General features: G+C 37.8%; 22 protein-coding genes. 9 read left to right on the forward strand and 13 right to left on the reverse strand.

What is annotated here, in order from left to right:
• Nucleotides 1-10 precede the first annotated feature (10 nt).
• Genes tssL through tagH form a run of 4 tightly spaced genes read right to left on the reverse strand, consistent with a single transcriptional unit; the run spans nt 11 to nt 4,409 of the window.
• A complete protein-coding gene (tssL, locus tag I6E82_RS07055; RefSeq protein WP_197112959.1) occupies nt 11-1,291 on the reverse strand; it encodes a type VI secretion system protein TssL, long form in 1,281 nt (426 codons plus the stop codon).
• 21 nt (nt 1,292-1,312) lie between these two features.
• The gene (gene tssK, locus I6E82_RS07060; protein ID WP_101216309.1) at nt 1,313-2,641 is read right to left on the reverse strand and encodes a type VI secretion system baseplate subunit TssK; all 1,329 of its coding nucleotides are present in this window, start codon (nt 2,639-2,641) and stop codon (nt 1,313-1,315) included.
• 14 nt (nt 2,642-2,655) lie between these two features.
• Nucleotides 2,656-3,120: a type VI secretion system lipoprotein TssJ gene (tssJ, locus tag I6E82_RS07065; protein ID WP_024607353.1), complete on the reverse strand. Its 465-nt coding sequence runs from the start codon at nt 3,118-3,120 to the stop codon at nt 2,656-2,658.
• A 14-nt stretch (nt 3,121-3,134) separates the two neighbouring features.
• The gene (gene tagH / locus I6E82_RS07070; protein WP_101216308.1) at nt 3,135-4,409 is read right to left on the reverse strand and encodes a type VI secretion system-associated FHA domain protein TagH; all 1,275 of its coding nucleotides are present in this window, start codon (nt 4,407-4,409) and stop codon (nt 3,135-3,137) included.
• A 501-nt stretch (nt 4,410-4,910) separates the two neighbouring features.
• Here tagH and I6E82_RS07075 point away from each other — a divergent pair.
• Both I6E82_RS07075 and I6E82_RS07080 read left to right on the forward strand, forming a co-directional pair.
• Nucleotides 4,911-6,881 (forward strand): serine/threonine-protein kinase, encoded by a 1,971-nt coding sequence (locus I6E82_RS07075; protein ID WP_197117288.1) that lies wholly within the window; start codon nt 4,911-4,913, stop codon nt 6,879-6,881.
• A 217-nt stretch (nt 6,882-7,098) separates the two neighbouring features.
• A complete protein-coding gene (locus I6E82_RS07080; protein WP_024607356.1) occupies nt 7,099-7,452 on the forward strand; it encodes a PEGA domain-containing protein in 354 nt (117 codons plus the stop codon).
• Nucleotides 7,453-7,507: 55 nt separating this feature from the next.
• Here I6E82_RS07080 and I6E82_RS07085 read toward each other — a convergent pair whose 3' ends face one another.
• Nucleotides 7,508-7,900 (reverse strand): DUF1294 domain-containing protein, encoded by a 393-nt coding sequence (locus I6E82_RS07085; RefSeq protein ID WP_197117290.1) that lies wholly within the window; start codon nt 7,898-7,900, stop codon nt 7,508-7,510.
• Between the two features lie 52 nt (nt 7,901-7,952).
• Between I6E82_RS07085 and I6E82_RS07090 the strand changes: the two genes are divergently transcribed.
• The gene (locus tag I6E82_RS07090; RefSeq protein ID WP_024591507.1) at nt 7,953-8,483 is read left to right on the forward strand and encodes a hypothetical protein; all 531 of its coding nucleotides are present in this window, start codon (nt 7,953-7,955) and stop codon (nt 8,481-8,483) included.
• Nucleotides 8,484-8,545: 62 nt separating this feature from the next.
• Here I6E82_RS07090 and I6E82_RS07095 read toward each other — a convergent pair whose 3' ends face one another.
• Nucleotides 8,546-9,088 (reverse strand): carboxymuconolactone decarboxylase family protein, encoded by a 543-nt coding sequence (locus tag I6E82_RS07095; RefSeq protein WP_197117292.1) that lies wholly within the window; start codon nt 9,086-9,088, stop codon nt 8,546-8,548.
• Nucleotides 9,089-9,200: 112 nt separating this feature from the next.
• Here I6E82_RS07095 and I6E82_RS07100 point away from each other — a divergent pair, with 112 nt between their 5' ends.
• On the forward strand, nt 9,201-9,788 hold the full coding sequence (locus tag I6E82_RS07100; protein WP_010553549.1) for a TetR/AcrR family transcriptional regulator: 588 nt from the start codon (nt 9,201-9,203) through the stop codon (nt 9,786-9,788).
• A gap of 103 nt (nt 9,789-9,891) precedes the next feature.
• On the opposite strand, the gene I6E82_RS07105 is transcribed toward I6E82_RS07100, so the two are convergent.
• The 5 genes from I6E82_RS07105 to I6E82_RS07125 all read right to left on the reverse strand — a co-directional run bounded on the left by I6E82_RS07105 (nt 9,892) and on the right by I6E82_RS07125 (nt 15,352).
• Nucleotides 9,892-12,012, reverse strand: coding sequence for a methyl-accepting chemotaxis protein (locus I6E82_RS07105; RefSeq protein ID WP_197117294.1), 2,121 nt, complete (start codon nt 12,010-12,012; stop codon nt 9,892-9,894).
• Nucleotides 12,013-12,119: 107 nt separating this feature from the next.
• Nucleotides 12,120-13,337, reverse strand: coding sequence for an organoarsenical effux MFS transporter ArsJ (gene arsJ, locus I6E82_RS07110; RefSeq protein ID WP_197117296.1), 1,218 nt, complete (start codon nt 13,335-13,337; stop codon nt 12,120-12,122).
• 24 nt (nt 13,338-13,361) lie between these two features.
• On the reverse strand, nt 13,362-14,372 hold the full coding sequence (locus I6E82_RS07115; protein WP_197100891.1) for an ArsJ-associated glyceraldehyde-3-phosphate dehydrogenase: 1,011 nt from the start codon (nt 14,370-14,372) through the stop codon (nt 13,362-13,364).
• A 20-nt stretch (nt 14,373-14,392) separates the two neighbouring features.
• Nucleotides 14,393-14,749 carry a metalloregulator ArsR/SmtB family transcription factor gene (locus I6E82_RS07120; protein WP_008137792.1) on the reverse strand — a complete coding sequence of 119 codons (357 nt, stop codon included), beginning with the start codon at nt 14,747-14,749 and terminating at the stop codon, nt 14,393-14,395.
• Nucleotides 14,750-14,923: 174 nt separating this feature from the next.
• The gene (locus I6E82_RS07125) at nt 14,924-15,352 is read right to left on the reverse strand and encodes an organic hydroperoxide resistance protein (RefSeq protein ID WP_024591541.1); all 429 of its coding nucleotides are present in this window, start codon (nt 15,350-15,352) and stop codon (nt 14,924-14,926) included.
• Between the two features lie 129 nt (nt 15,353-15,481).
• On the opposite strand from I6E82_RS07125, the gene I6E82_RS07130 reads away from it, so the two are divergent.
• From I6E82_RS07130 to astB, 3 genes are all read left to right on the forward strand, one after another.
• The gene (locus I6E82_RS07130) at nt 15,482-15,916 is read left to right on the forward strand and encodes a MarR family winged helix-turn-helix transcriptional regulator (protein WP_197117330.1); all 435 of its coding nucleotides are present in this window, start codon (nt 15,482-15,484) and stop codon (nt 15,914-15,916) included.
• A gap of 45 nt (nt 15,917-15,961) precedes the next feature.
• Nucleotides 15,962-17,077, forward strand: coding sequence for an L-dopachrome tautomerase-related protein (locus I6E82_RS07135; protein WP_197117298.1), 1,116 nt, complete (start codon nt 15,962-15,964; stop codon nt 17,075-17,077).
• Between the two features lie 637 nt (nt 17,078-17,714).
• Entirely contained in the window at nt 17,715-19,061 is a 1,347-nt protein-coding gene (gene astB / locus I6E82_RS07140; RefSeq protein ID WP_197117300.1) for an N-succinylarginine dihydrolase, read from the forward strand.
• 242 nt (nt 19,062-19,303) lie between these two features.
• Here astB and I6E82_RS07145 read toward each other — a convergent pair whose 3' ends face one another.
• Entirely contained in the window at nt 19,304-20,161 is an 858-nt protein-coding gene (locus I6E82_RS07145) for a mechanosensitive ion channel family protein (protein ID WP_197117302.1), read from the reverse strand.
• Nucleotides 20,162-20,388: 227 nt separating this feature from the next.
• Between I6E82_RS07145 and I6E82_RS07150 the strand changes: the two genes are divergently transcribed.
• Both I6E82_RS07150 and I6E82_RS07155 read left to right on the forward strand, forming a co-directional pair.
• The gene (locus I6E82_RS07150; RefSeq protein WP_197117304.1) at nt 20,389-21,387 is read left to right on the forward strand and encodes a DUF4382 domain-containing protein; all 999 of its coding nucleotides are present in this window, start codon (nt 20,389-20,391) and stop codon (nt 21,385-21,387) included.
• Nucleotides 21,388-21,442: 55 nt separating this feature from the next.
• Nucleotides 21,443-22,123: an SDR family oxidoreductase gene (locus tag I6E82_RS07155; RefSeq protein WP_197112945.1), complete on the forward strand. Its 681-nt coding sequence runs from the start codon at nt 21,443-21,445 to the stop codon at nt 22,121-22,123.
• A 131-nt stretch (nt 22,124-22,254) separates the two neighbouring features.
• Here the strand turns inward: I6E82_RS07155 and I6E82_RS07160 are convergent, their stop codons facing one another.
• On the reverse strand, nt 22,255-22,593 hold the full coding sequence (locus I6E82_RS07160; protein WP_197100911.1) for a carbon starvation protein CstA: 339 nt from the start codon (nt 22,591-22,593) through the stop codon (nt 22,255-22,257).
• Nucleotides 22,594-22,828: the final 235 nt, after the last annotated feature.

Here is a 22,828-nt window from a genome sequence, read left to right on the forward strand (position 1 = left end):
TTCAGCCTCATTAAAATAATAGATCGATTTCAATTCGTCGGTTTAATGACCGAGAAGCTGAATCTGAATTACTGGCAATTGGCTCTGCAGCGCCTTTTCCTTCAGGCCATAAACGGCCGCTAAGGTTCGTGCTTTTTGCCATAGAATTAGCTACCTGAGTAGCTCTAGCAAGAGAAAGGTGCCAATTGGATGGATATCTATCTGTACTAATTGGAGTATCGTCTGTATGACCAGTAATTAATATACGTCCTTTTGTACCTTCTAAACTAAGCGCTAGCTTTTCTAATATAGGTTGAAATGATGGTAATAATTTTGAGTCACCTTGGTTAAACAAGCTTTCACTGTTTATAGTAATTCTGATTCGATCATGAGTTTTGTTTATTTCAACAATCCCCATTTTTATTTCAGTTTGTAATAACTGCTCTAAAACTAATAATTGCTGATCTTTTTTATCAACAGTCTGATCATTAGCTAAAGGGTGAATTATTGACAATTTTTCATTCACTGAAAAAACTTCATCATTTAATTTCATGTTAATAAATAAGTAAACAGCTAATAGCACTAGCCCTAAAACTGAAAAAATAACCCAAAGTGGTATTTGATTTCTAAGCTCAACACCTGCGGCTACTCTTTGTTTCCAATTTGGTGAAAGCTTGTTATTTATAGGTCCATTGAGTTGATTCAATAAATGGTAAATCTGCGAACGATACTCTTCTACTTTGTTATCGCCGATTGTATCTAGCCTATACTTACCTTTAAAACCTAGATTTAAACAATGATATTGTAACTCTAAAAATTGTTCATTTTTTTCTGGTTGGGAAAGTGAGTCATCTAAAAGAGTATAAAAATATTCACCACCAAACGTTTCTTTATGAAAGGTAGACAACAAGCTTTCATCAGCCCATTCCATTGAACTCCATTTTGAATTTAATACAGACTCGTCGAGTATTGCGCACAAGCAGTAACGTGCATTGTTAATCACATCTTTAGATAAATGTTGATTACGCACTTCCATTTCAAAACGTTTTATTGCTTCTACGCAGCGATGTTTTAAAGCAGCTAAATTAGTCATTTCTACAGATTGACTAATAGAGATAACAATAGAGAAGCAATCTGTTGCAGCTTCTAAAAGTGGATTTTTAAATATAGATATTTTTGTATTACTTGGCAGTTTAGTCGATGCTGACTCAACCGACATAACCGTTTTATCTGCATCACTATTAATATTTGTATTATTTGATGTCTCACGCCCTCGTCTACCAGGGCGTGGTTTGATAATGGTTTCGTCCATTGAAACTCTTCCTTTTAAAAGTTAAGTTCTGATAGCCCAAAGGCTCAATTGAAGTTCTGGGTAGCTACCTGACAAGTGAATAGCAATACCTCCGCTCGAACGAAGTTTTTCCCAATGTTCCCCATGTTTGTTTAATTCAAAATAATGAAAACCTGCATGGTAAGGAATTTGTCTCGGGGCTGTTGGCAAGCTACTAATTGTTATGCCGGGAATTTGATTGTTTACCAAATCGCGTATTGTTTCTACACTGCCAATTTTGATCTGTGAAGGTAGTATCTTACGAAGTTCTTCATGCGGAACACTTGCTTTGATAGCTAAAATAAACTGGGCTGAGTTAAGCACTGATTTATCTTTTAGCGCTCCAAATGAAATACCAAACTTACTTTGCTCAAGCTTAATTTCAGTTGCAGTTTGCTCAATTACATGACTTAAGGATTGATATAAAAAGCTAACGACTTCACTAAAGACTTGTCCTAAATTTTTATGATCATATTTAGGAAGTTTAGGAACTCGCTTATTAACTGTACTGAAGGTAGATAACTCACCAGCAAGCTCAATAAGTCTAATATAAAGCACATTAGGATGTAGATTGTTAACTGATAATAAATTATCAAAAACAGCGTCATACTTATTTAGCGTCTGAAGCATAATAAAGTCAGCAACAGAAGTACTACCAGCATAACCTTGGCATAACCGCACAGCGATACTTTCTGAGCGCTGCTTTATCATAGAGCCTATTTCACGAACTAACCCAAGAAGGGGCTTGCATTGCCCTACTTTCAAAGAAGCTGGGATATATTTGCTATCTAATTTGATTTGGCCTTCGCTACTTACTTCTAAAATTCTTGCTAAAGGAAGTAGTATGTAACCAGAATGATCGTCTGAAGATAAAACTAATTTGCTATATATTTTTGCTACTTGAATAATTTCTTGTGATTGCGCACCAATAAAGTCATCGCTTACCGACAAGTCATTTAACTTATAACGAGTGACAATATTTTCTTCGGGCGCTGAAATATTAATCCCGCTATTTTTTAAAGCAGGTATTGCCAAATAAACAATCTCATCATACACATCTTTTCCAACAACTAATGGTTCAGGAAGAGATGTAGACTGTGGCATGTCAATAGGCATTAAATCAGGTGTTATGGCTGATAAAGCTTCAATTGCAAACTGACCTGAATTTAATAACTCTGTATCAATAGCAATTTCAAGTATTCCCCACGGATCAGCAAGGTTACCGCTGCAAACTTGCTTAATAACATTAGAAATATGTTTATCTGATTGTTGGAAGTGTTGAGGCCTTAAGAACATCCCTTCAGTCCATGCAACACGAGTGTTATCACCCATTTTAAAATCCTTTTTTATTGCTCTCTCATGTATGTAGCAATTGCTTCTACATTAACATCAATATCATCATAGCCTGTTGGATCAACTTCTATTACAGCTCTCCACCTTGCTTGATCAATATTTCTATATGCGACAACTACGCCTACGTAACGAGTATTTCGATTCAGACTCATTTTATATTTTTGTACTGAGTTTGGTTGTAATTCAAGCTCATCTTTTTTAAGTAAATCGGGGCCAAGTATTTTTTCAGGTGTATCGTATAAGCTGAAGAAATCTTGTGTATCAAAAATGGTTCTGGAACTAAGCTCAAATATTTTCATCACTACTGGTGATGGTCTATCAGATGTGTCCGGATTTACATTTTTAGAAACATTGATTTTTAAATCTGTAGATGCTGGAACAATTCTATTAACTGTTGAACATCCTAATACTAAAAATAATAAACTAAAACTCATTAAGTAGAGCTTAACTTTATGCATTATTTCATTCCTTCCTAGTGCGTATCTTTAATTTTATCATTATATGCATTTAAGAAATCATCCGACAGAGCCAGCGCCCCCTTTGAATTAACTTCTTGCGAAAGATCATCATGTAAACTCTGATATAACTTCCAACATTTAGACTCGAGTTGACCGGGGATAATTTTAAGTACATTGGAGCTTTCATTTGCCTGGCGACTAATGTGCTGAGGAGAAACTTGAGCTAACATCCCTTTAAGAACACCATCAGCACCTGCTAGTAAAGCATGCTCATGTCTACGTGTATCTATAAAGCTTTCTTTTATAGATTCCTTAGATGAAAGGAAGCTTGCACTATTCCTGATGAATAAATTCTGAATAACATCATCTATATCGGCAGAAAATTTCAATGGATTATTTTGTTGCGTCTGAAACATTGTATGGTTTAATCTTAATTGACTTTTAACATGCGCTCTTTGACGCAGAGACTCCATAAGCTCATTAAGCATTAGATTCAAACCTTGGCCCATTTCATACCAAAGCTCTTTTGTATTAAGTGAGCTTTGTAATTCAGCTTTAACTCCTAGCCCTTTCAAAAATGCATCAGATAAAGACGAATCACTCTGTGGCTCTGTTTGTTGTACACGTTGGGGCGTAGGTTCGATATGCCTTACTTCTGGTATTGCTTTTTCAGACGAGGGAGCAATCGGCATTTCTAATTTTTCTGTGATTACATCATTTTTATTTTCGGTAACATGATGCTCACTATTCATCAAACGAGATAAGTCATCCCAATCTTCAGGTATTTGGTTCCCTGAATTTGAAAAATCACTTTGAACCATAGAAACAGTAGGCATCGACTCATCTAAAATAGAGTCATTTAAAAAGCTATGTGATTGTGAAAAAGAATCAGCCTGTGTTTCTAATTGCTTATCATCATTTCGGTTACTAGGTATAACTTTATGGCTTTGTGAAGGGGCAACTGTTTGTTGCTCAACTAATTTAACTTCAATCTGGAAGTCACCTATTGTAAGCACATCATTGTCTGAAAGGCGTTGTTTATTGCCTTGGCCTAGGGGAGACACACCAAAATTTATATAAATACCATTAGTAGAATTATCGTAAATAGAGAACGAATCACCTTCTTTTTCTATTTTACCATGCCTACTAGATATAATTTTTTCAGGATCGGGAAGATGCCATTCACATGACTCAGAGCGGCCGAATGTAAGCGTATCTTTTACTGTCTTAGAAGCTTCAATTTCAGGTGAGAGTCTATGATAACTAGTTATGTTTAGTATCAGTTCCATTTGATATGTTAGTCCCATAAATCTACAATTTCGCTAGGATAAAGTACAAGCGAAACTATTGTCAACATTGAAATTAATATATAAACAGAGACTTAATTCCCTTTAATCTTAAAAGCAGCTAATAAATAGCGCTAATAATGATTTTATAGTGCGCCTTGTTTAACTCATGTTATCGACTTTTATGCTTTTAATACGTGCCTTCCACTTTTTTCTTTCCATATAACTCTGCATAGCTCTAAAACCGGATAACCCCTTTAATTTACATTCTATCTAATCGTTCTTTTATTTTAGTTTAGTATTTAAATTATAAAAGCATAGAGAAAATCATATCGAAGTAAAAAGGTGTTGGGCTGTGAGTATAGATGTAAATATTCAACAATTGAAACATTGCTATAATAAGCATTTTTTGTAAAAATACATGCGAATATCAGAGGGAAAATTGATAATAACCACAAAAACACCTTTGCAATTATTTAAATTAACACAATAAAAGGATTTATAATGAGCGGTACTAATAATTCTAACGATAAAACCCAGATTGCTTCACTTGCTTCTAGTTCAAAAAAAGCATTACCTAAAAATAAAATAAATCTACTTGGTAAGAAAATATCTAATCGCTACTTAGTTGAAGAGCTTATTGGTCAAGGTGGAATGTGCTACATATACCGTGCTAGAGATACTTTTTTAGAAAACGCAGGCCGCTCTGAAGCATTTGTTGCAATCAAAGTATTGCAGGAAGAGTTTTCAAATTCGGAAGAAGCAATTTCACTCTTAAAAGATGAGACAGCTAAAACGCAGCAACTTTCCCACCCTAGTATCGTTAAAGTATTTTCAGCCGATTCAGATGGCGATTTATATTATGTGACAATGGAACTCATCGAAGGTGAAACTTTAGAGCAAATAATAAAAAGAAATAAGCCCTCTGGTATGGCGTTCAAAAAAGCCAAAGTGATTATGGAACAGTTATCAGATGCGCTTATCTATGCTCACTCTAGAGGCGTTATACATAATGACCTTAAACCATCTAATATAATATTCGATAGTAATGGTAATCTTAAGGTACTCGACTTCGGAATAGCGAAACATAAAAGCATAGAAGATGCTTACGCAGTTAATAGTAATACAGACCTAGGTACAATTGGTGGGTATACCCCAACTTATGCAAGCCCAGAGCAACTAAGTGGCGCTGAAGCATCTGTTAAAGATGATGTGTTTTCATTTGCATGTATCGCATTTGAGCTACTTAGCAGTAAGCACCCTTTTAACCGAGTTTCTGCCGATAAGCTTTCGAAAAACACTTCAGCTTCACGTCCTAGTCATTGTCCTATTTGGCTTTGGAAAAGTTTAAAAAAGGCATTATCACTAGAGTCATCACAACGTGAGAGTTCCTTACTACCAATTCAAAATAAACTTAAATCTAATTTAAAACCGACTATTACCTTAGTTGCTATTTCAGTTGTCTTAGCTGTACTTGCAGGCCAATACCATGTTTCGAATAATGGCAGCACAAAACAATTACAGGCAAAACTTGATAACGCGAATGCTATCAACCAACAAGTTGAAACTTGGATGTCATGGAGTGGACCTGAAATATTAGATAAGCTAGGAGAAATCCCTCCACAATACGAAGTCTTAAAACAAGGTTTATTGAGAGTTAATCAAACTAGTATATTAGATAGCTTCGACACTAGGGCGAGTAGAACAAATAATAGCGCTAATAAATTTAAAGATTTTGATAAAACTATTGAAGTCTATTCTAAAGCTTTGGAGTACTACCCAGATTCAGAAACGCTTTCTGTGCAATTAGAAAGTGTTCTTAGAGAACGCCAGTCTATAATTTTTGATATAACATCAAGAATTAATCTACTGCTGGAGCAATCCCGTTATAACGAAGTTGACAACAATAGTATCCCCCAACTAATTAAAGACCTTAACGAAGTTGATAGCACATATGTATATCAACCTTCACCAGAGCATTTTGAAAATTTCAAATTAACACTTAATCAAGCAGTTGAAAGTGATGATGTAGTTTCGCAAAAAGCGCTACTGAGTGTAGGTAAAGCGATATTTACTGACAGCCAAAAAGCAGAGCTTCTTTTTAGCGATTTATTAAAAAGAGAATCAGCTATTGATGCATTAACTGCATACAAAGAGATAATAGATAAAGGTGAACAAGTAAACTTTCCTACATCTGATGCTGTTGTATTTTATCAACCAAGATTTCAACGCTATAGCGCGCAACTAGATAAAATAGAAGACTATAAAGAGTTACTTGAATTTGAAGAACTAGTTAACTTAGAATCGAATGAATTACCTGCAGATTTCTCCCTTTTGGTTGAGTTAAAACAGGAGCTATCAAGAAGATACATAACGATGGCAAATACATTAATGAAACGAAAAATGTATAGAACTGCTGAGCAACTAGTAGAGAGAAGCGAAGCCATAACGCAATCTTTAGATAGTATGCTCTAATATATAATTTTATATCAATGAGTTAAAATCCCCTTTTAGCTACTTATAGAAAGGTGCTTTAAGATATTAGAATTACGGCAATTGAATACAGGGCGGATACATATTAAACTATCCGCCAGTTTATTTTAAAACGAAGGTCAAGGACGACGAGTTAGATATACTCTCCCCAGATTTTTCGTGACACTCAACACTTTTACAATGATCTAATGGAGTACCGATGAAAAATTTAAGCGCACTTGCAGCAATATTATTACTAGCTGGTTGTTCAACAACGTCAACTGATAAAACAGAACAAGTTGTTGAGGAAGTTGTTACTGAGACTCAAGTTGTAGTAGAGGAAGTAGCTGCACCAATTTCATTAACAGTTATTACTAACCCTGCTGATGCTCGCGTTCGTATTATGAATATCAACCCTGTTTACAAAGCTGGTATTGAGCTTAAAGAAGGTAAATACGATATTGAAGTAAGCAAAGCAGGATACCTTACTTACAGAAAATGGGTTTCAGTTGATAAAAAAACAATACTAACTGTTGAACTCGATACAATGGAAGCAAGCCAATCGGCTCAATAAGCTTCTCAGTACGTTTTAGTTTATATGTCTTAGCCTGGTTAATTTAATAACTGGCCTAAGGCATATTAAATCCTTCATAAAGCCACAAATATCCTACTGCGAAATAACTACCAATATTAATTAAAATACATAACCACAACACAATAATAAAACGTCGCTTTTGCGATTTATGACGAAGTAATTGTTGAGCAAGTAATGCCCCCGGCCATCCTCCAAATAATGCAAGTAGTTGCAGTGTGCGCTCTGGCGTGCGGTTTACTTTTTTATGTGAAGAGCGCTTAGCTTGTCGCTTATCCCACGCGTACATTAAAAAAGTGATAGCACTTAATACACTTATATAACCAGGTACATATATTGGTATATAAACAGGTAAGTATTGCAGCGGGTAAGCTAACCAAATGGCAGCTAAATAAAGCAATGAGAACGAGATTAATATTTTCTTTATCAATTAATTGTCACCTATACTGGGCTTATAAGAGCCTAACAACGAGAGCCAAATTATGACATATTTTAAATCGCTATTCTTAGCATTATGTTTATGCACATTTAGTAGCTTTGCTAATGAAACTGCCAGTAACCTTGATAAAGAGCTAGAAGTGTTTAAACCTTACTTAGGAACGTGGCAAGCAGACTTTAAAGTACCAGAAGGCGCTAAAAAAATACAAGATGTTGGCCGTTGGGAACGCGCTTTAAACGGTAAAGCTATTCGTACCATGCACTCGATTAACGAGGGTGAGTATGGCGGTGAGTCGATGATTTTTTATGATAGCAAAAAGAAGTCACTCGTATTTTATTATTTCACTACGGCAGGATTTTACACTAAAGGCACAATAACGGTATTAAGCCCTACTCAGTTTGTAGCCTATGAGGAAGTAACAGGCAGTAAAGAGGGAGTGACTAAGGTTAAATCTACTAGTGATTTAAAAGACGATAAGTTTATTGTATCGACCTCTTATCTTAAAAAGGGTGAATGGACTAAGCCCGAAAGCAGAAGTTATACACGCAGTACAAAAACGGTTAAATTTAAATAGCCGCGATTTATAAACACAAAAAAGGCAGCCTAGGCTGCCTTTTGTCATTTATAAAATCGTATTTATTTTACATATTTTTTAAATGCAGCGTCTACTGGTGTATCAGCAAGGTGATTAGTGTAGTTGCTCATTACTTTTTGAGACAAGCCTACAATAATTTCAAGTAGTTGTTGCTTACCGTAACCTGCTGCAAAGAATTTTTCGATTTGCTCATCGCTGATCACGCCACGTTCACGTGTCATTGCGAGTGTAGTTTCACGAAGAGTTTCTAGCTTAGTGTTTTCAAGTGGTGTTTTGTTTACAAGTGCATCAACAACACCTTGATCAACTTTCATTGCCGCTGCAATACCACTGTGTGCAGGAACACAGTAATGACATGCGTGCTCAACGTTAATTGATTGCCATACTACTGTTAGCTCTTCTGCATTGAATGATGTTTTTTGAAACAGCTCATGCAGTACTTGGTAACCTTTAAGTAATGTTGGTGCTTCAGCCATTACTGCATGTAAGTTAGGAAGCATACCAAATGCTGCTACTGAATCAGCTAGTAACGGTTTTGCTTCTTCTGGTGCGTTTTCTTGAGTGTATAAAGTAAATTCGGCCATGGTTAGCTCCTAATAATTAATAGTTTTAAGTAACTTCGAGACACATAGTATTTGATTTTGAGCGACTGTTCAAGTTAAAATTGAGCAAATGTTCAAATTGATTGAGAATGATATGGCTAATAAGGTTAAATTTGAACGCGATAATGTAGTTCGCGTTGCAAGCCAGCTATTTTGGCAAAAAGGTTTTCATGCAACCTCAACGCGTGACTTACAAGAAGCCGTTAATATGCGCCCGGGTAGTATTTACTCTGCGTTTGGCTCTAAAGAAGGGCTATACTGCGAATCGCTGAAAGATTACACAGTACAAATGAAAACCCAAATAGAGGGGTTTCTATCAAGTGCAGATACAGTACTTGGTGGGTTACGTGCATTTGTTGAAAACGTGGTAATTAAAACAAAAGATTGCAGCCCAAGCGCTATTTGTATGCTGGTTAAAGCAAACAGCGAGTTTGCAGAAAAAGACTCAAACCTATACGAGTTAAGCTTAGATTTAACCGCTCAATTTGAAGCTTATTTAACGCAGTTGTTTACACAAGCAATAAACAAAGGTGAGTTAAGTAATACGTTGACCGCTGTTGAATATGCGCGCTTTTTTCAGGTGCAATTTACAGGTTTACGCGGTTATTTTAATCGTCCTAATGTAGAGCAATTTGCTGAGCCAATGATCAACCAAATGTTTATGTTGATTAAAAAGTTATAAATAGCAGTTATCGAGCATTCTCAACAAGTTATACTTATTTTACTAAATAAAAATGGCCAGTATTAACTGGCCATTTTTTTGTGCTTAAAACTTAATTTATAAGTTACGTTTTAAGCTTATTTAGCTCATTATCTTGCTGGGCAACAAGTGCATTAAGCGCTTCGCTGCTATCCCCTGCTTGTGTAGATAAGTCAGCAAGTTGCGATGCGGCATCAGATATAAGCGTTAAATTACGGTTTATTTCTTCAGTCACTAAGCTTTGCTCTTCGGCAGCGGTGGCAATATGTGTAATTTGATTGGTTATTTCATCAACTTTAACAACAACACTGTGCAGAGCATCAAAAGCTACTGATGTTTCATCAACGGCATTTTGTGCACGTACTACGCCTTTTTCAATAACGGTAGATGCATTACCTACTTCAGATAATAAACTATCAATTAACTGGCTTATGTCATCTGTTGATGAACGCGTTTTAGAAGCAAGTGCACGTACTTCATCAGCAACAACGGCAAAGCCTCGCCCATGCTCACCAGCGCGCGCAGCTTCAATGGCTGCGTTAAGTGCAAGTAAGTTTGTTTGTTCTGAAATAGTACGAATTACATCTAATATTTGCGTAATGTCTTTACTACGCGAAGCGACTTTTTCAACTGCTTGGTTAGCTTCTTTAATTTCTTCAGACATCGTTTTAACTTGTGTCATCGCTGACGATAAGCTCGACTCACTGCTTACTACCAAGCTATTTATTTCATCGGCTTGTTGGGCTGATTGCTCTGATGCTCTGGCGACTTCGAGTGCTGTTGCGCTCATTTCGTTCATAGCCGTTACCACACTTTCAATTTCTTGAAATTGAGATTGAACATTATGCTTAGTATCAATAGCGATGTGTTGTGCTATTTCGCCTTGCTGTTTAGTTTGCTCAGACACCGCTTTTAGTTCAGAAATTAAATCACGTAGTTTTGCTAAAAATCGATTAAACCCACCAGCTAATGCAATAAGTTCTGCGTGGCTATCAACATGCAATGTATGCGTTAAATCACCCTCAGAACTTGCGAGGTTATCAACCCGCTGTTGAATTTGTTGTAGCGGCGCTATTACACCTGCAATTACTAATTTCATAATAACAAAAGCAACCACAGCAATTATTAAGCCTGTAATTAAAATAATAAACCCGAGTGATGCTGCTGTTTCTTGCATGTTTTTTTCTAGCGCTTCAGGCCCTGCAAGTGCTAGATCTGTAGGTACTTCTATGATTAATGACCACTGAGTATTTGCTAGTTTTATATCAATTGGATAATTTACTAAATATTCACTATTTGTTTTAAAAATACCGCTTTGCCCTTTAGACTTTTCAATATCATTAAATATAGTAGAACTAACAGCCTCTTTAATTGGGCGCCCTAATTTAGATTTATAATGACTGCTGCCTACAACTAAACCTAAATCACTTAATAAGGTTACTTTAGCTTGACCATTGTAAAGCTGCTTAGAAAGCTGCTCAGTCATTACTTGAAAGGTTGGTAGAGTTAAATCAACGCCTGCTAAACCAATAAACTGGCCTGACTTTAAAATAGGCACGGTTAACGAAGTTAGCATTACCGAATCGCCCGATGGAATTTCGTATAAATACGGTTCCATAATACAAGGCTTAAGTGTGTCTTTTGCGCACAAATACCACTGCGCTTCACGAATACCAAATTCATTTAAAGAGGTAATATATTTATCGGCGGCATTCGCTACTTTTTGTTGTTCAATTATGCCTTTTTGATCGCGAGTTATGTATACCTCTAACGTACCAGCACTATCTACTGAATGCTTATACCCTTGTTGATATTGAGAATCTTGCCCATCAAAAGCGTTTGGTTCAAATTGAGAATAAATAGATGATAAGAGAGTGTTTTGTTCTAAAACCGCTTTATTTATACTGACAACTGTATCTCGGTCTAAAGTGTTTTGTTTTGCTGCATCGCCAAGTAGTGCCGCTAATGAATAAGGGACACGGTAAGCTTCATTAATAAAGCCAGCAATTTTTTCTCCGTATCCAGCCGCATGAGCATTAAGCTTTTCTTCTACTTCTACAATAATGTACTCTTCGGATTTGGTCGCTAACTGCTTATTACTTGATGATAACTGCCACCACAAAATGCCTGATAGCACTAGTACAGTTATAAATATACTACCGACACTTAGCCAGAGTAACTTTTTTGCTAACGATATTTCTCGCATTCATCACACCCTTTAAATTAAAACTACTGATACAGTTTAGTAGATCTAACCAACGAAGCTATGAATATCGTTAAACAAATTGAATTTAATACAATACGTTGGGTTTTTTAAAGTTTAGCTAACCGTGCTGTTGTAATTGCGGCTAAAACTAATAAACACACACTTACCCATAAACACGCACTAAGCCCATATACTTGAAAAACCCAACCAGAAAGCACCGTACCAAGCAAACGCCCTATCGCATTGGCCATATAATAAAAGCCAACGTCGAGCGACACCCCATCGTTTTTAGCAAAACTTACTATTAAGTAACTGTGCAGCGATGAATTTACAGCAAATACACCACCAAAAATAAGTAAGCCTATTACAAGCGTAAAATGTACCGCTATATCCAATTGCATCAACAACGCTAAAATGCCAGTTACGCCACTCAATAAAGCAACCCACCAGTATGCTTTTTTGACCGAATGTGAAGTTGAATCGCCTTGCCCAGTTATACGCGGTGCTTGCGACTGCACCAATCCGTACGCAATTACCCACAGCGCCATAAAGCCGCTGACCCACCAGTGATCCCAGTTAAACTGAGCGGCTAAGTAAACAGGTAGTGCAACTACAAACCATACATCGCGCGCCGCAAACAAGCATAAACGCGCTGCACTAAGTAAGTTAATTGCCCGCGATTTAGAAAATAATTCTTTAAACTTAGGTTTGTTTTTAGCTTTACCAATATCGCCTTTTAAAAAAATTAAACTAATAACCCACGCAACACTAAGTAAAATAATTAGACTTATTAATGCCCCCACAAAACCAAATACAGTTAGTAATAAGCCGCCTAAAAAAAAGCCCACCCCTTTTAAAGCATTTTTAGAGCCGGTAAGTATGGCAATCCATTTATATAATTGGCTTTGCCCTGCATCGTTTTGTGGTACTAAATACTTAATGGCGCTCTTTGCACTCATTTTATTTAAGTCTTTTGCTATGCCACTCAGTGCTTGCGCTGCCATAACATAGGCAACGGTTAGCCAATCCCCTGGCACGCAAAGCATGGCTAAAGCGACAAGTTGTAGCCCAAGCCCTACATTCATGGTTTTGTTCAACCCTAAATGCGCGCCAAGCCAACCACCTACTAAATTGGTGATCACCCCAAATATTTCATAAAACAAAAACAACATGGCTATCGCAAATGCACCATAACCCAACTGATGAAAATACAGCACCACCAACATGCGTAGCGCACCATCAGTTAAAGTAAATGCCCAATAGTTACCAGTAATTATTAAATATTGTTTTATAGAGCTCGGTAAGTTAGCCAACTGCGCAAACATAGCGTTAAACCTTTTTAAACGAGATTAAACCAAATCACTTTGTGCAACTTTAAGCATTAGCTCAGCAGTACGGTTTGCATAACCCCACTCGTTATCGTACCAAGCGTATAGTTTAAGTTGAGTGTTGTTAATTACCATGGTTGAAAGCGCATCAATAGTGCAGCTGCGCGGATCTGTTTTGTAATCTATAGATACAAGCGGCTTTTCTTCGTAGCCTAAAATACCTTGTAGCTCGTTATTTGCAGCGTCTTTAAACCACGTGTTTACTTCGTCTTGTGTAACACCTCGCTCGAGCTCAAAAACACAATCGGTAATTGATGCGTTAGTAAGAGGTACACGCACGGCATGGCCGTTTAATTTACCTTTAAGCTCAGGAAAAATATGCGTAATAGCCGTTGCACTACCGGTTGTAGTAGGTATTAAACTTGTACCGCACGAACGCGCACGGCGTAAATCTTTATGAGGGGCATCAATAATCGTTTGAGTATTAGTAATGTCGTGAATAGTGGTCATTGAGCCGTGCTTAATGCCCACTTTTTCTTGCAAAACCTTTACTATTGGCGCTAAACAGTTAGTTGTGCAAGAAGCCGCAGTAACAACTTTATGCTCACTTGGGTTATAAAGATCATCGTTTACACCCATTACTACATTTAAAATACCGTCTTCTTTTACAGGTGCGGTTACCACAACACGCTTAACGCCTTGTGCTAAATATTGATTTAACAGCTCAGTGGTTTTCATTTTACCGCTGGCTTCTATTACTACATCGCAATCTGACCAATCAGTTTCGTTTATGGTTTTGTTGTTGGTAACTGCAATCGTATGCTTACCCACACTAAAGCTATTATCATCACTAGAAACCTGTTGTGCTAAGCGCCCATGTACTGAGTCAAACTCAATTAAATGTGCGTGGGTTTTAGCATCGCCCGCTACATCATTTACTTTAATAAACTCTATTTCTGGCCAATCAACTGCTGCACGCAGAGTTAAACGTCCCATACGGCCAAAACCGTTAATACCTACTTTAATAGTCATAATTAAATACCTTTAATAAGTTAGTTACAGCAGCTAGTAATACGTTCAGGGCGATTACCCATAGCGTTTAAGCGCGTTAAATCATTTTCATAAAATGAAGGGTTAGCAGTAAGCGTTTGCGTTAATACATTTTTAGCCCACTCTGGCAGGGCTTTATTAATACTGTAATAAACCCATTGATTTTGTTTACGGTCGCTCAATAATCCGCATTGTCTTAACTGTGCTAAATGGCGAGACACTTTAGGCTGGCTTAGCTCAAGTGCAGCAACCAGTTCGCATACACATAGCTCTTCTTGGTCGCTAATGAGCAGCATTGCTTTTAAACGCGTATCGTCCGCTAGGCATTTATAAAATTGAAGTGGGTTGAATTGTTCCATATTGTCCTCGCAGTTTTATTGCACATACAATAAAACAAAAACAGAATATATGGAATAGTGAATATATGATTTTTTGTATATTTATTTAACGACTCATTTATTAAACTCCACGCACAAAAAAGCCCAGTGGCAAAACCACTGGGCTATTACAGTATTAGTTAACTTAGCAATTAATTAAATAACTGAAAGCTCTACTTCAATATTGCCACGTGTTGCGTTTGAATATGGGCATACTTGGTGTGCTTTATCTACAAGCGTTTGCGCTGCAGCTTTATCCATATCACCTAGTGATACAGCTAGTTTTACCGCAATACCAAAACCGCCTTCAATAGCACCAATAGACACTTCAGAATTAATATGTGTGTCGCTTGGTAAATCTATTTTTTCGCTACCTGCTACAAATTTAAGTGCGCCAATAAAACATGCTGCATAACCTGCGGCAAATAATTGCTCTGGGTTAGTGCCTTGTCCGTCGTCGCCGCCTAAGCCTTTAGGTGTTGATAAATTTACATCTAAACGACCATCATCAGATTTAGCTACGCCTTCACGGCCGCCAGTTGCAGTTGCTTTTGCTGTGTAAGCTACGTTTTGTAATACATTCATAATGAACTCCAAAGTTTTAAAATATCAATCAATTTAGTTTGTGTGCAAAATAATAGATCAAGTAATTAGAGATTGCAAATACTTTGCATGCAAATTAAAATAGCATGTATTGAAATGAAGGATAACGTTATGCCGTTTGAGCAATTAAAGTTAAAAAATCAGTTATGCCACCGGTTATATATGGCATCTAACAGCATTGCGCGTGCGTATCGCGAGCCTTTAAACGAGCTAAATTTAACTTACCCGCAATACGTAGTAATGATGGCGCTGTGGGAGCAAGACGAAATAACAATTGCAGAGCTAATAGATAAAACCGCGATAGACGGCGGTGCTATGACCCAAATACTCAAAAAAATGAGCGAAAAATCATTACTGGCTGTTATTAAAGATGAGCACGACAAACGCAAACGCCTAGTGAAGCTAACCCAGCATGGCCAATCACTTAAGTTAAAAGCAGCCGATATTCCTAAAAATATTTTATGTAAATTTGATAGTGTAAATGCAACACAAGCGAAGCAGTTGATGCAGCTGCTCGATTTAGTAGTAAACGACTTAGCCGATTAGGCTCTTAATTTTTAAACAATAAACGTGTTTTAAAAGGTTTTAAAAATGACTCATATTAAAAAATTACTATTAGCTGCGGCGTGTAGCACGGCACTTTTAAGTAGCAACGCCGTATCTGCCAATACTGCTAATACTGCTGGCCAAAATGCTGATTTAAAAACAGTAGCCACTTTTGATGCGCAGCACCCACCGGGTAACATTGCTATTACCCCATCGGGCAGAAAGTTTTTATCTGTGCACGGTTTTTTTGGCCAAAAGCAAAAAATTATGGAGCTTTTAAGCGATGGTACAACTAAGCCCTACCCTAATGAAGAATGGGCATACGCGTACAATAACGGTAAAGGTTTTTACGATGTACTTGGTATAAACGTATCAAGCGATGGCGTTTTATGGATGCTCGACACTTCAGGGCCCGATCACGCTGGGCGCTTAGTGGGTTGGGATACAAATAAAGAGCAACTACATAAAATTATTTATCTGGCTAAACCTACCATTACCGACACCTCATTTTTAAACGATTTAGTCATCGATAATAAGCATGGCGTTGTATACATTGCCGACACAGCCCAAGGCAGACAAGCCGCTATTATTACGGTTAACCTTAAAACAGGTGTCGCACGCAGAGTGTTACAAAATAGCCATTACACCACTGCCGAAAATATCGATATGGTTATTGATGGGCGCACAATGAGCCTTGGCGGACAACCTGCCCGCTTAGGTGTTAACCCAATTACGCTTGACCCTAACGAAGACTGGCTTTACTTTGGCTCTATGTCGGGCACGTCGGTTTACCGCATTGCCACCAGCGATATAAATAACAAGAGCCTTTCGGCTAAAGCGCTTGAAGACAAAGTTACGCGTTACGGCACTAAGCCAATTTCAGATGGTATTATTGTTGATGGCGGCGGTAACGTATATGTAACCGACATAACCAATGGCGCAATTGGCGTAGTTAAACCCACTGGCGACTACGAAGTATTATTTAAAGACGAACGTTTGAGCTGGCCTGATGGTTTTAGTTACGGAGCCGATCATAAAATATACTTTACCGTTGACGATTTACATAATTCGCCTGTACTTAATAATGGCAAAAATCAAAGCCACGGTAAGTTTAAAGTAATGTCGTTCGAGCCTTTAGTAAAAGGAAAAGTAGGCCGTTAATTTACTTTTTGAGTGACTGTATTTTTTAAAAAGCCTTGCACATTTAAGTGACCTAATAGTTGCAGGGCTTTTTGTTAAAAACACACCACGTTGGTGCATCTTTTAGTAATACTTCACCTCTTTGGTGCTAATCCTTAAGTATGTATTTACACTTAAATACTAAACACCTGATTTCTATTCATAAAATATTCAAGTTAATGTTGGCATACTTCTTCCTATAAACTGATGTGTTCAGTGAAAATACCAAGGAAAAACCATGTTCAATTTATACCATACCCTTTACCTTTTATGGCGTTTAGACATTAGCGTTTGGCAAGTTAATGATCCAACAAATACCCGCACTACCGCTGATAAAGAACGCGCCTATGTTAAGTAGCATCGTATTGTGTAAAGGCTTGGCATAAAGCTTAAATGTATAAACCTACTTTAGGCTAAGCTTTTGCACACTATGAAATTTATGTGTACATTTTAATTAAACTTCAAATTAATCGTTCAATATAAAAACAACCCCCTTGTAGTAAACTCCACATTTAAAAACATCAAAAAAATTAGTAAAAACACTGCGTTTATAACTTTGCAAGCAACCCTATTGCGTTGTATTGTTGCACCCTATTGATAATTTTTAGTTGGAACGTGTATGCACGCTTTGGAAGTTAATTTTGATGGCTTAGTTGGCCCTACTCACAACTACGCTGGTTTATCGTATGGTAATGTTGCCTCGTTAAATAACGCAGCAAGCTTTTCAAATCCTCAAGAGGCTGTGCTTCAAGGCCTTGAAAAAATGAAAGCCATGCACGACAAAGGCCTAACTCAAGGTGTATTTGCCCCTCATGCGCGCCCCGACTTAAACGTACTGCGCCGCTTAGGCTTTACCGGTAACGATGCACAAGTAATTCATAAAGCATTTAAAGCTGATCCTATTTTATTACGCGCGTGTTATTCAGCGTCAGCAATGTGGACAGCCAATGCCGCTACGGTATCGCCATCTCCTGATACAACCGACGGCAAAGTACATTTTACTTCAGCTAATTTAAATAATAAGTTTCATCGTTCATTAGAGCCTGCAACCACTACACGCTTATTAAAAGCGATGTTTAATAACGACAAATACTTTGCGCACCATACCCATTTACCCGACCAAGGCTTTTTTGGCGACGAAGGTGCAGCAAACCATACTCGTTTTTGTGACAGCCACGGCGAGCAAGGCCTTGAAATGTTTGTATTTGGTGCCAGCGCGTTTAATAGCCAATTACCAAAACCAGCTAAATTTCCTGCAAGGCAAACACTCGAAGCCTCAGAAGCAATTTGTCGCTTACATAACTTAAAAGATTCAAGCCAAATTTTACTACAGCAAAATCCAGACGTAATAGACCAAGGTGTGTTTCATAACGATGTAATTGCAGTAGGTAACGCCAACGTATTACTGTGCCACCAGCAAGCATTTTTAAACCAAGCTTTGGCACTGCAAGATATTCGCGAAGCGTATGTGGGCAATAAAGAATTTTATATTATTGAAGTACCTACCGATAAAGTAAGCATTACCGACGCTGTAAGTAGCTATTTATTTAACAGCCAGCTAGTGAGCCTTGATGATGGTTCAATGCTGTTAGTGGCACCACAAGAGTGTAAACGCAACAGCGCAGTTAACGCCTACATTGAAGAAATGATTATGGCTGATAACCCAGTAAACCAAGTACAGTTTTTTGATTTACGCCAAAGTATGCAAAATGGCGGCGGCCCTGCTTGTTTGCGTTTACGTGTAGCCCTTAACGAGCAAGAACTTGCTGCAGTAAACCCTGAGGTTATTTTAACTGATACTAAATACACACAACTGTGTGACTGGGCAAAACGTAACTACCGCGACAAATTAGGCGCAAGTGACTTTGCAGACTCAGCCCTACTCACCGAAAGCTACCAAGCACTTGATGAGCTTACACAACTACTTAATTTAGGCTCAGTGTACGACTTTCAACTAGAAGGTTAATACCTCAGTTAACACAAAGGCTAATACTACGGCTAATATAAAAATAGCGAGCCAAGGCTCGCTATTTTTACTCTTTATTCTACTTAACGTCTTTATTATACCAATTCGCTTAATTAAGTGATCTATTTTGAGGCTGGAAAAACGTGTTGATAACTAGGCAAAAAATTCGCTATTTAGTTGTTCTAAATGAGAATTTTTTAACGCAGGTAGCGACACGTTTAGCCCCGTAAAATGATTAAGTATTATTGCGGGTTGGTATTAACCGTTATTGCCGACGCCATAGACTCAGATATATGCAGCGTACGCTGCGGAAATGGAATACTCAGCCCAGCATCTTCAATAGCTTCTTTAACACGTTTATTTAAATCCCACACGGTTTGCCAATAATCACCATTAACAGCCCACGCACGTAATTGAATGTTTACTGCGCTTTCGCCTATTGATGTCACCATTACTTTAGGTGCAGGCTCTGCGAGTAATCGGCTCTCTGATGCAGCTAATTCTTTAAGTACATTTAAGCCAACGTCAATTGAGTCGGCATACGAAATACCCACCACTATGTCCATTCGTCTTTTTCCATTACGGGTAAAGTTTTTAATATTTCCACCCCACACTTTGCCGTTAGGCGATGCTATATAAAGACCGTCGGTGGTTTTAAAAATAGTGGTAAACAAGTTTATTTCACTCACAGTACCAAGCGTGCCACTGGCATCAACAAAGTCGCCTATTTTAAAAGGTCTAAGTATTAACAGCATAATACCCGCAGCAATATTGCTCAGCGTATTTTTAAGGGCTAAACCAATCGCTAAACCTGCAGCGCCCATTAGCGCAATTAAGCTTGCCGTATTAACGCCAAAAATATCTAAAATAAATAGCCCGCCAATTATATAAACTAAATACCCAGCAATACTCGATAAAAGCGGGAGTAGCGTACTATCTACTCTTTTTAATGGCGATTTAGAGTTTTTAATCGCTTTTTTAACCGAGCGTGCAATTAAGGCACTCGCAACTAAAATCACCAACGCTAAAATCACTTTGTACCCTAAAGTGATGATTGTTTCTGAATGGCTTTGCCAAAACGCTAAAAGTTTATCTTTCATGTTTGTTCCGATAAATGTGGCTGAAACTCAGCAAAATAATGGTTAAATCTAATAAAAACCGACTTCAAAAGAAGTGGCGCGAGTATATAGTAAAAAACGATTAAATCGATGAAATTAAAAACGTTTTAAAACAGCATGTTAAAAGTTATAACTTCTCATATTTTTAATTCAATTTAGGTTAAGGATTAAATACATACACTTAACAAATCAAATAAGAGGAAACAACCATGAACTTCAAATCAACAATATTAAGTAGTGCTATTATTTTTGCCTTAGCAGGCTGCGGCTCATCAAATGACGATGCTGAAACAACCCCACCCCAAACAAGTGATAAAGCAACTTTTAGCTTGGGTATTTCCGACGCTCCAGTCTCTGGTTTAAAACAAGTTAACGTTGTATTTGATTCAATAACAATTAAAGCCCAAGAAGGTGAAGAAGTTAGCTTTGAAACTCGCTCTAAAAACGATTCCACCTTAGCGCAAATGGTCAATTTGCTAGACTATACGGGCGACGATATTTTTCAACTACTTGACGATCAAGAAGTACCTGCAGGTGATTATTCGTGGATCCGCGCACAAGTAATAAACGGCGACACAAACAACCTTAGCTTAACATCTCACGTAGTTTATGAAGACGGCAGCATTGCACCGCTTATCGTAAAAAGAAAAGGTAATGATGGCGTGGGTGAAATACAGCTAGATGGCTTTACACTCAATCAAACCGACAACGAGTTTGTATTAGAGTTTGATTTAAAAAAATCATTGGTTGATCCACAAAATAATAACGAAGTATTTTTAAAACCTCGCGGTGTGCGTTTACAAAATCTCTCTGAATCACAAGATATTGAAGGCACTGTAAGCCAAACACTTATAAACAATTGCGAGACTGATAACATTGGTCTTGCCGCTGATGATTCATCATTTGGCCATGCTGTTTACCTTTACTCTGCGCAGGCACAAACCCCAACAGATATTCATGAAATAGATGACCAAACGCCTGATAACGCTCCGTTAGCTACCGCCAATGTTGTATTTGATGCAGACGATAATGAATACGAATTTGAACTCGCATTCATAACACCAGGAGACTATCAACTTGCTTATACGTGTAGCGCACACATAGACGATGCAGAGCAAGTAGATGCTGATTTTAATATTTATCAACTAAAACAAATTAGCCTAACGCAAGCTGACGATTTATCAGTCAATTTTGACATAGCGCAATAACCGCATGGCGCACATTGAGCTGCGCCTTTATACATTTGTTAATAAGGAAAAAACCATGGCAAAAGAGAAAATAGTACTCATAACCGGCGCTTCTAGTGGCATTGGTGAAGCAACGGCAAAAACCTTAGTAAACAACGGTCATAAAGTTATATTAACCGCCCGTAGAGAAGAGCAACTTAACCAACTTGTTGCCGAGCTAGGATCAGATAACGCACTGAGCGTAGCCGCAGATGCAACCGACTTTACCGCACTTGAAAACGTAGTTACTAAAGGCATTGAAAAGTTTGGCCGATTAGATGTAGCCTTTGCTAATGCAGGCATGGGCGTTTCAACCGCAGGCACCGAAAAAGGCGACCCCGATGAGTGGTCAACTATGATCGACATAAATATTAAAGCCCTACTGTGGACTGCAAAATTAACACTGCCGCATTTACGCCAAAACAAAGGTCACTTTATATTAACCAGCTCAGCTGCTGGTCGTAAGCCACTAGGAGGCTCTATTTACGGGGCAACTAAATGGTTTGCTTATGGCTTTGGGCAAAACTTAGCTGAGGAAATGAGCCAGTGGAACGGACGCTGCACAACCATAGCACCAGGGATGGTAAACACCCCGTTTTTTGATGAAGCTAAACCCGACAAACTCGACCCGCAAGATGTAGCCGACGCGGTATTGTTTGCTATTGAAGCAAACCAGCGCAACAGCGTACGCGAGATTTATTTAATGCCGACTAATTAACGTTGATTGGTTGAGTTCGGGCTGTCAGGTTTAATGCTAATGGTGTTAAACCTGATGGTTATTAGTACTTAGTTTGGGTTAGGTGTTAGTAGGTAAGAATGAATTAAAGGTATTACGCATTTAAAGTCTTATTAATTGCCAATGCTGCCCTTAAACCATATGTAAGCAAAATATAAGACAACGGCAATATATCCAAAAGAAATAATTAGGTTTACTTTCCAAAGGTTTAGCCAAAAATTGCCTCTGAAATAAGTGCGTACTCTTACTTCGTGGTTGAACAATGCTACTGAAGAGGGCACTAATATTAACGCAGACCAACCAAGTATAGGTAACACCATAAACATAATGCCTATGCCTGTACCTCCTGCTGAAGCGTCGGATGCTTCACCATCAATTGGGGCTAGGATCACGTAGCCTAAAATAAACCCAACAATCGCAAGTATAAAACCTAAAAGCTGAAATGTTCTCATTATTATCCTTGGCAACTAACGAGACTGTAAAATAACTCCAACAGCCAAATTCAATTAAAAAATGAGCTCCTTTAATTAACTCTAAGCGTTTTTAAAGCATTACAAGATTTAGGTTGGGTGATGAGATGGACGCTCCCCAAAACGGCGTCAATGCGCCAAACTGGTAATTGAACTCACTCAGTTAAAAGGGAACGTCCGTCATGAAAATTAGCACATTATCAATTGATTTGGCAAA

The organism is Pseudoalteromonas sp. NZS11 (assembly GCF_015864765.1).
Classification (GTDB): Bacteria; Pseudomonadota; Gammaproteobacteria; order Enterobacterales; family Alteromonadaceae; genus Pseudoalteromonas; species Pseudoalteromonas arctica.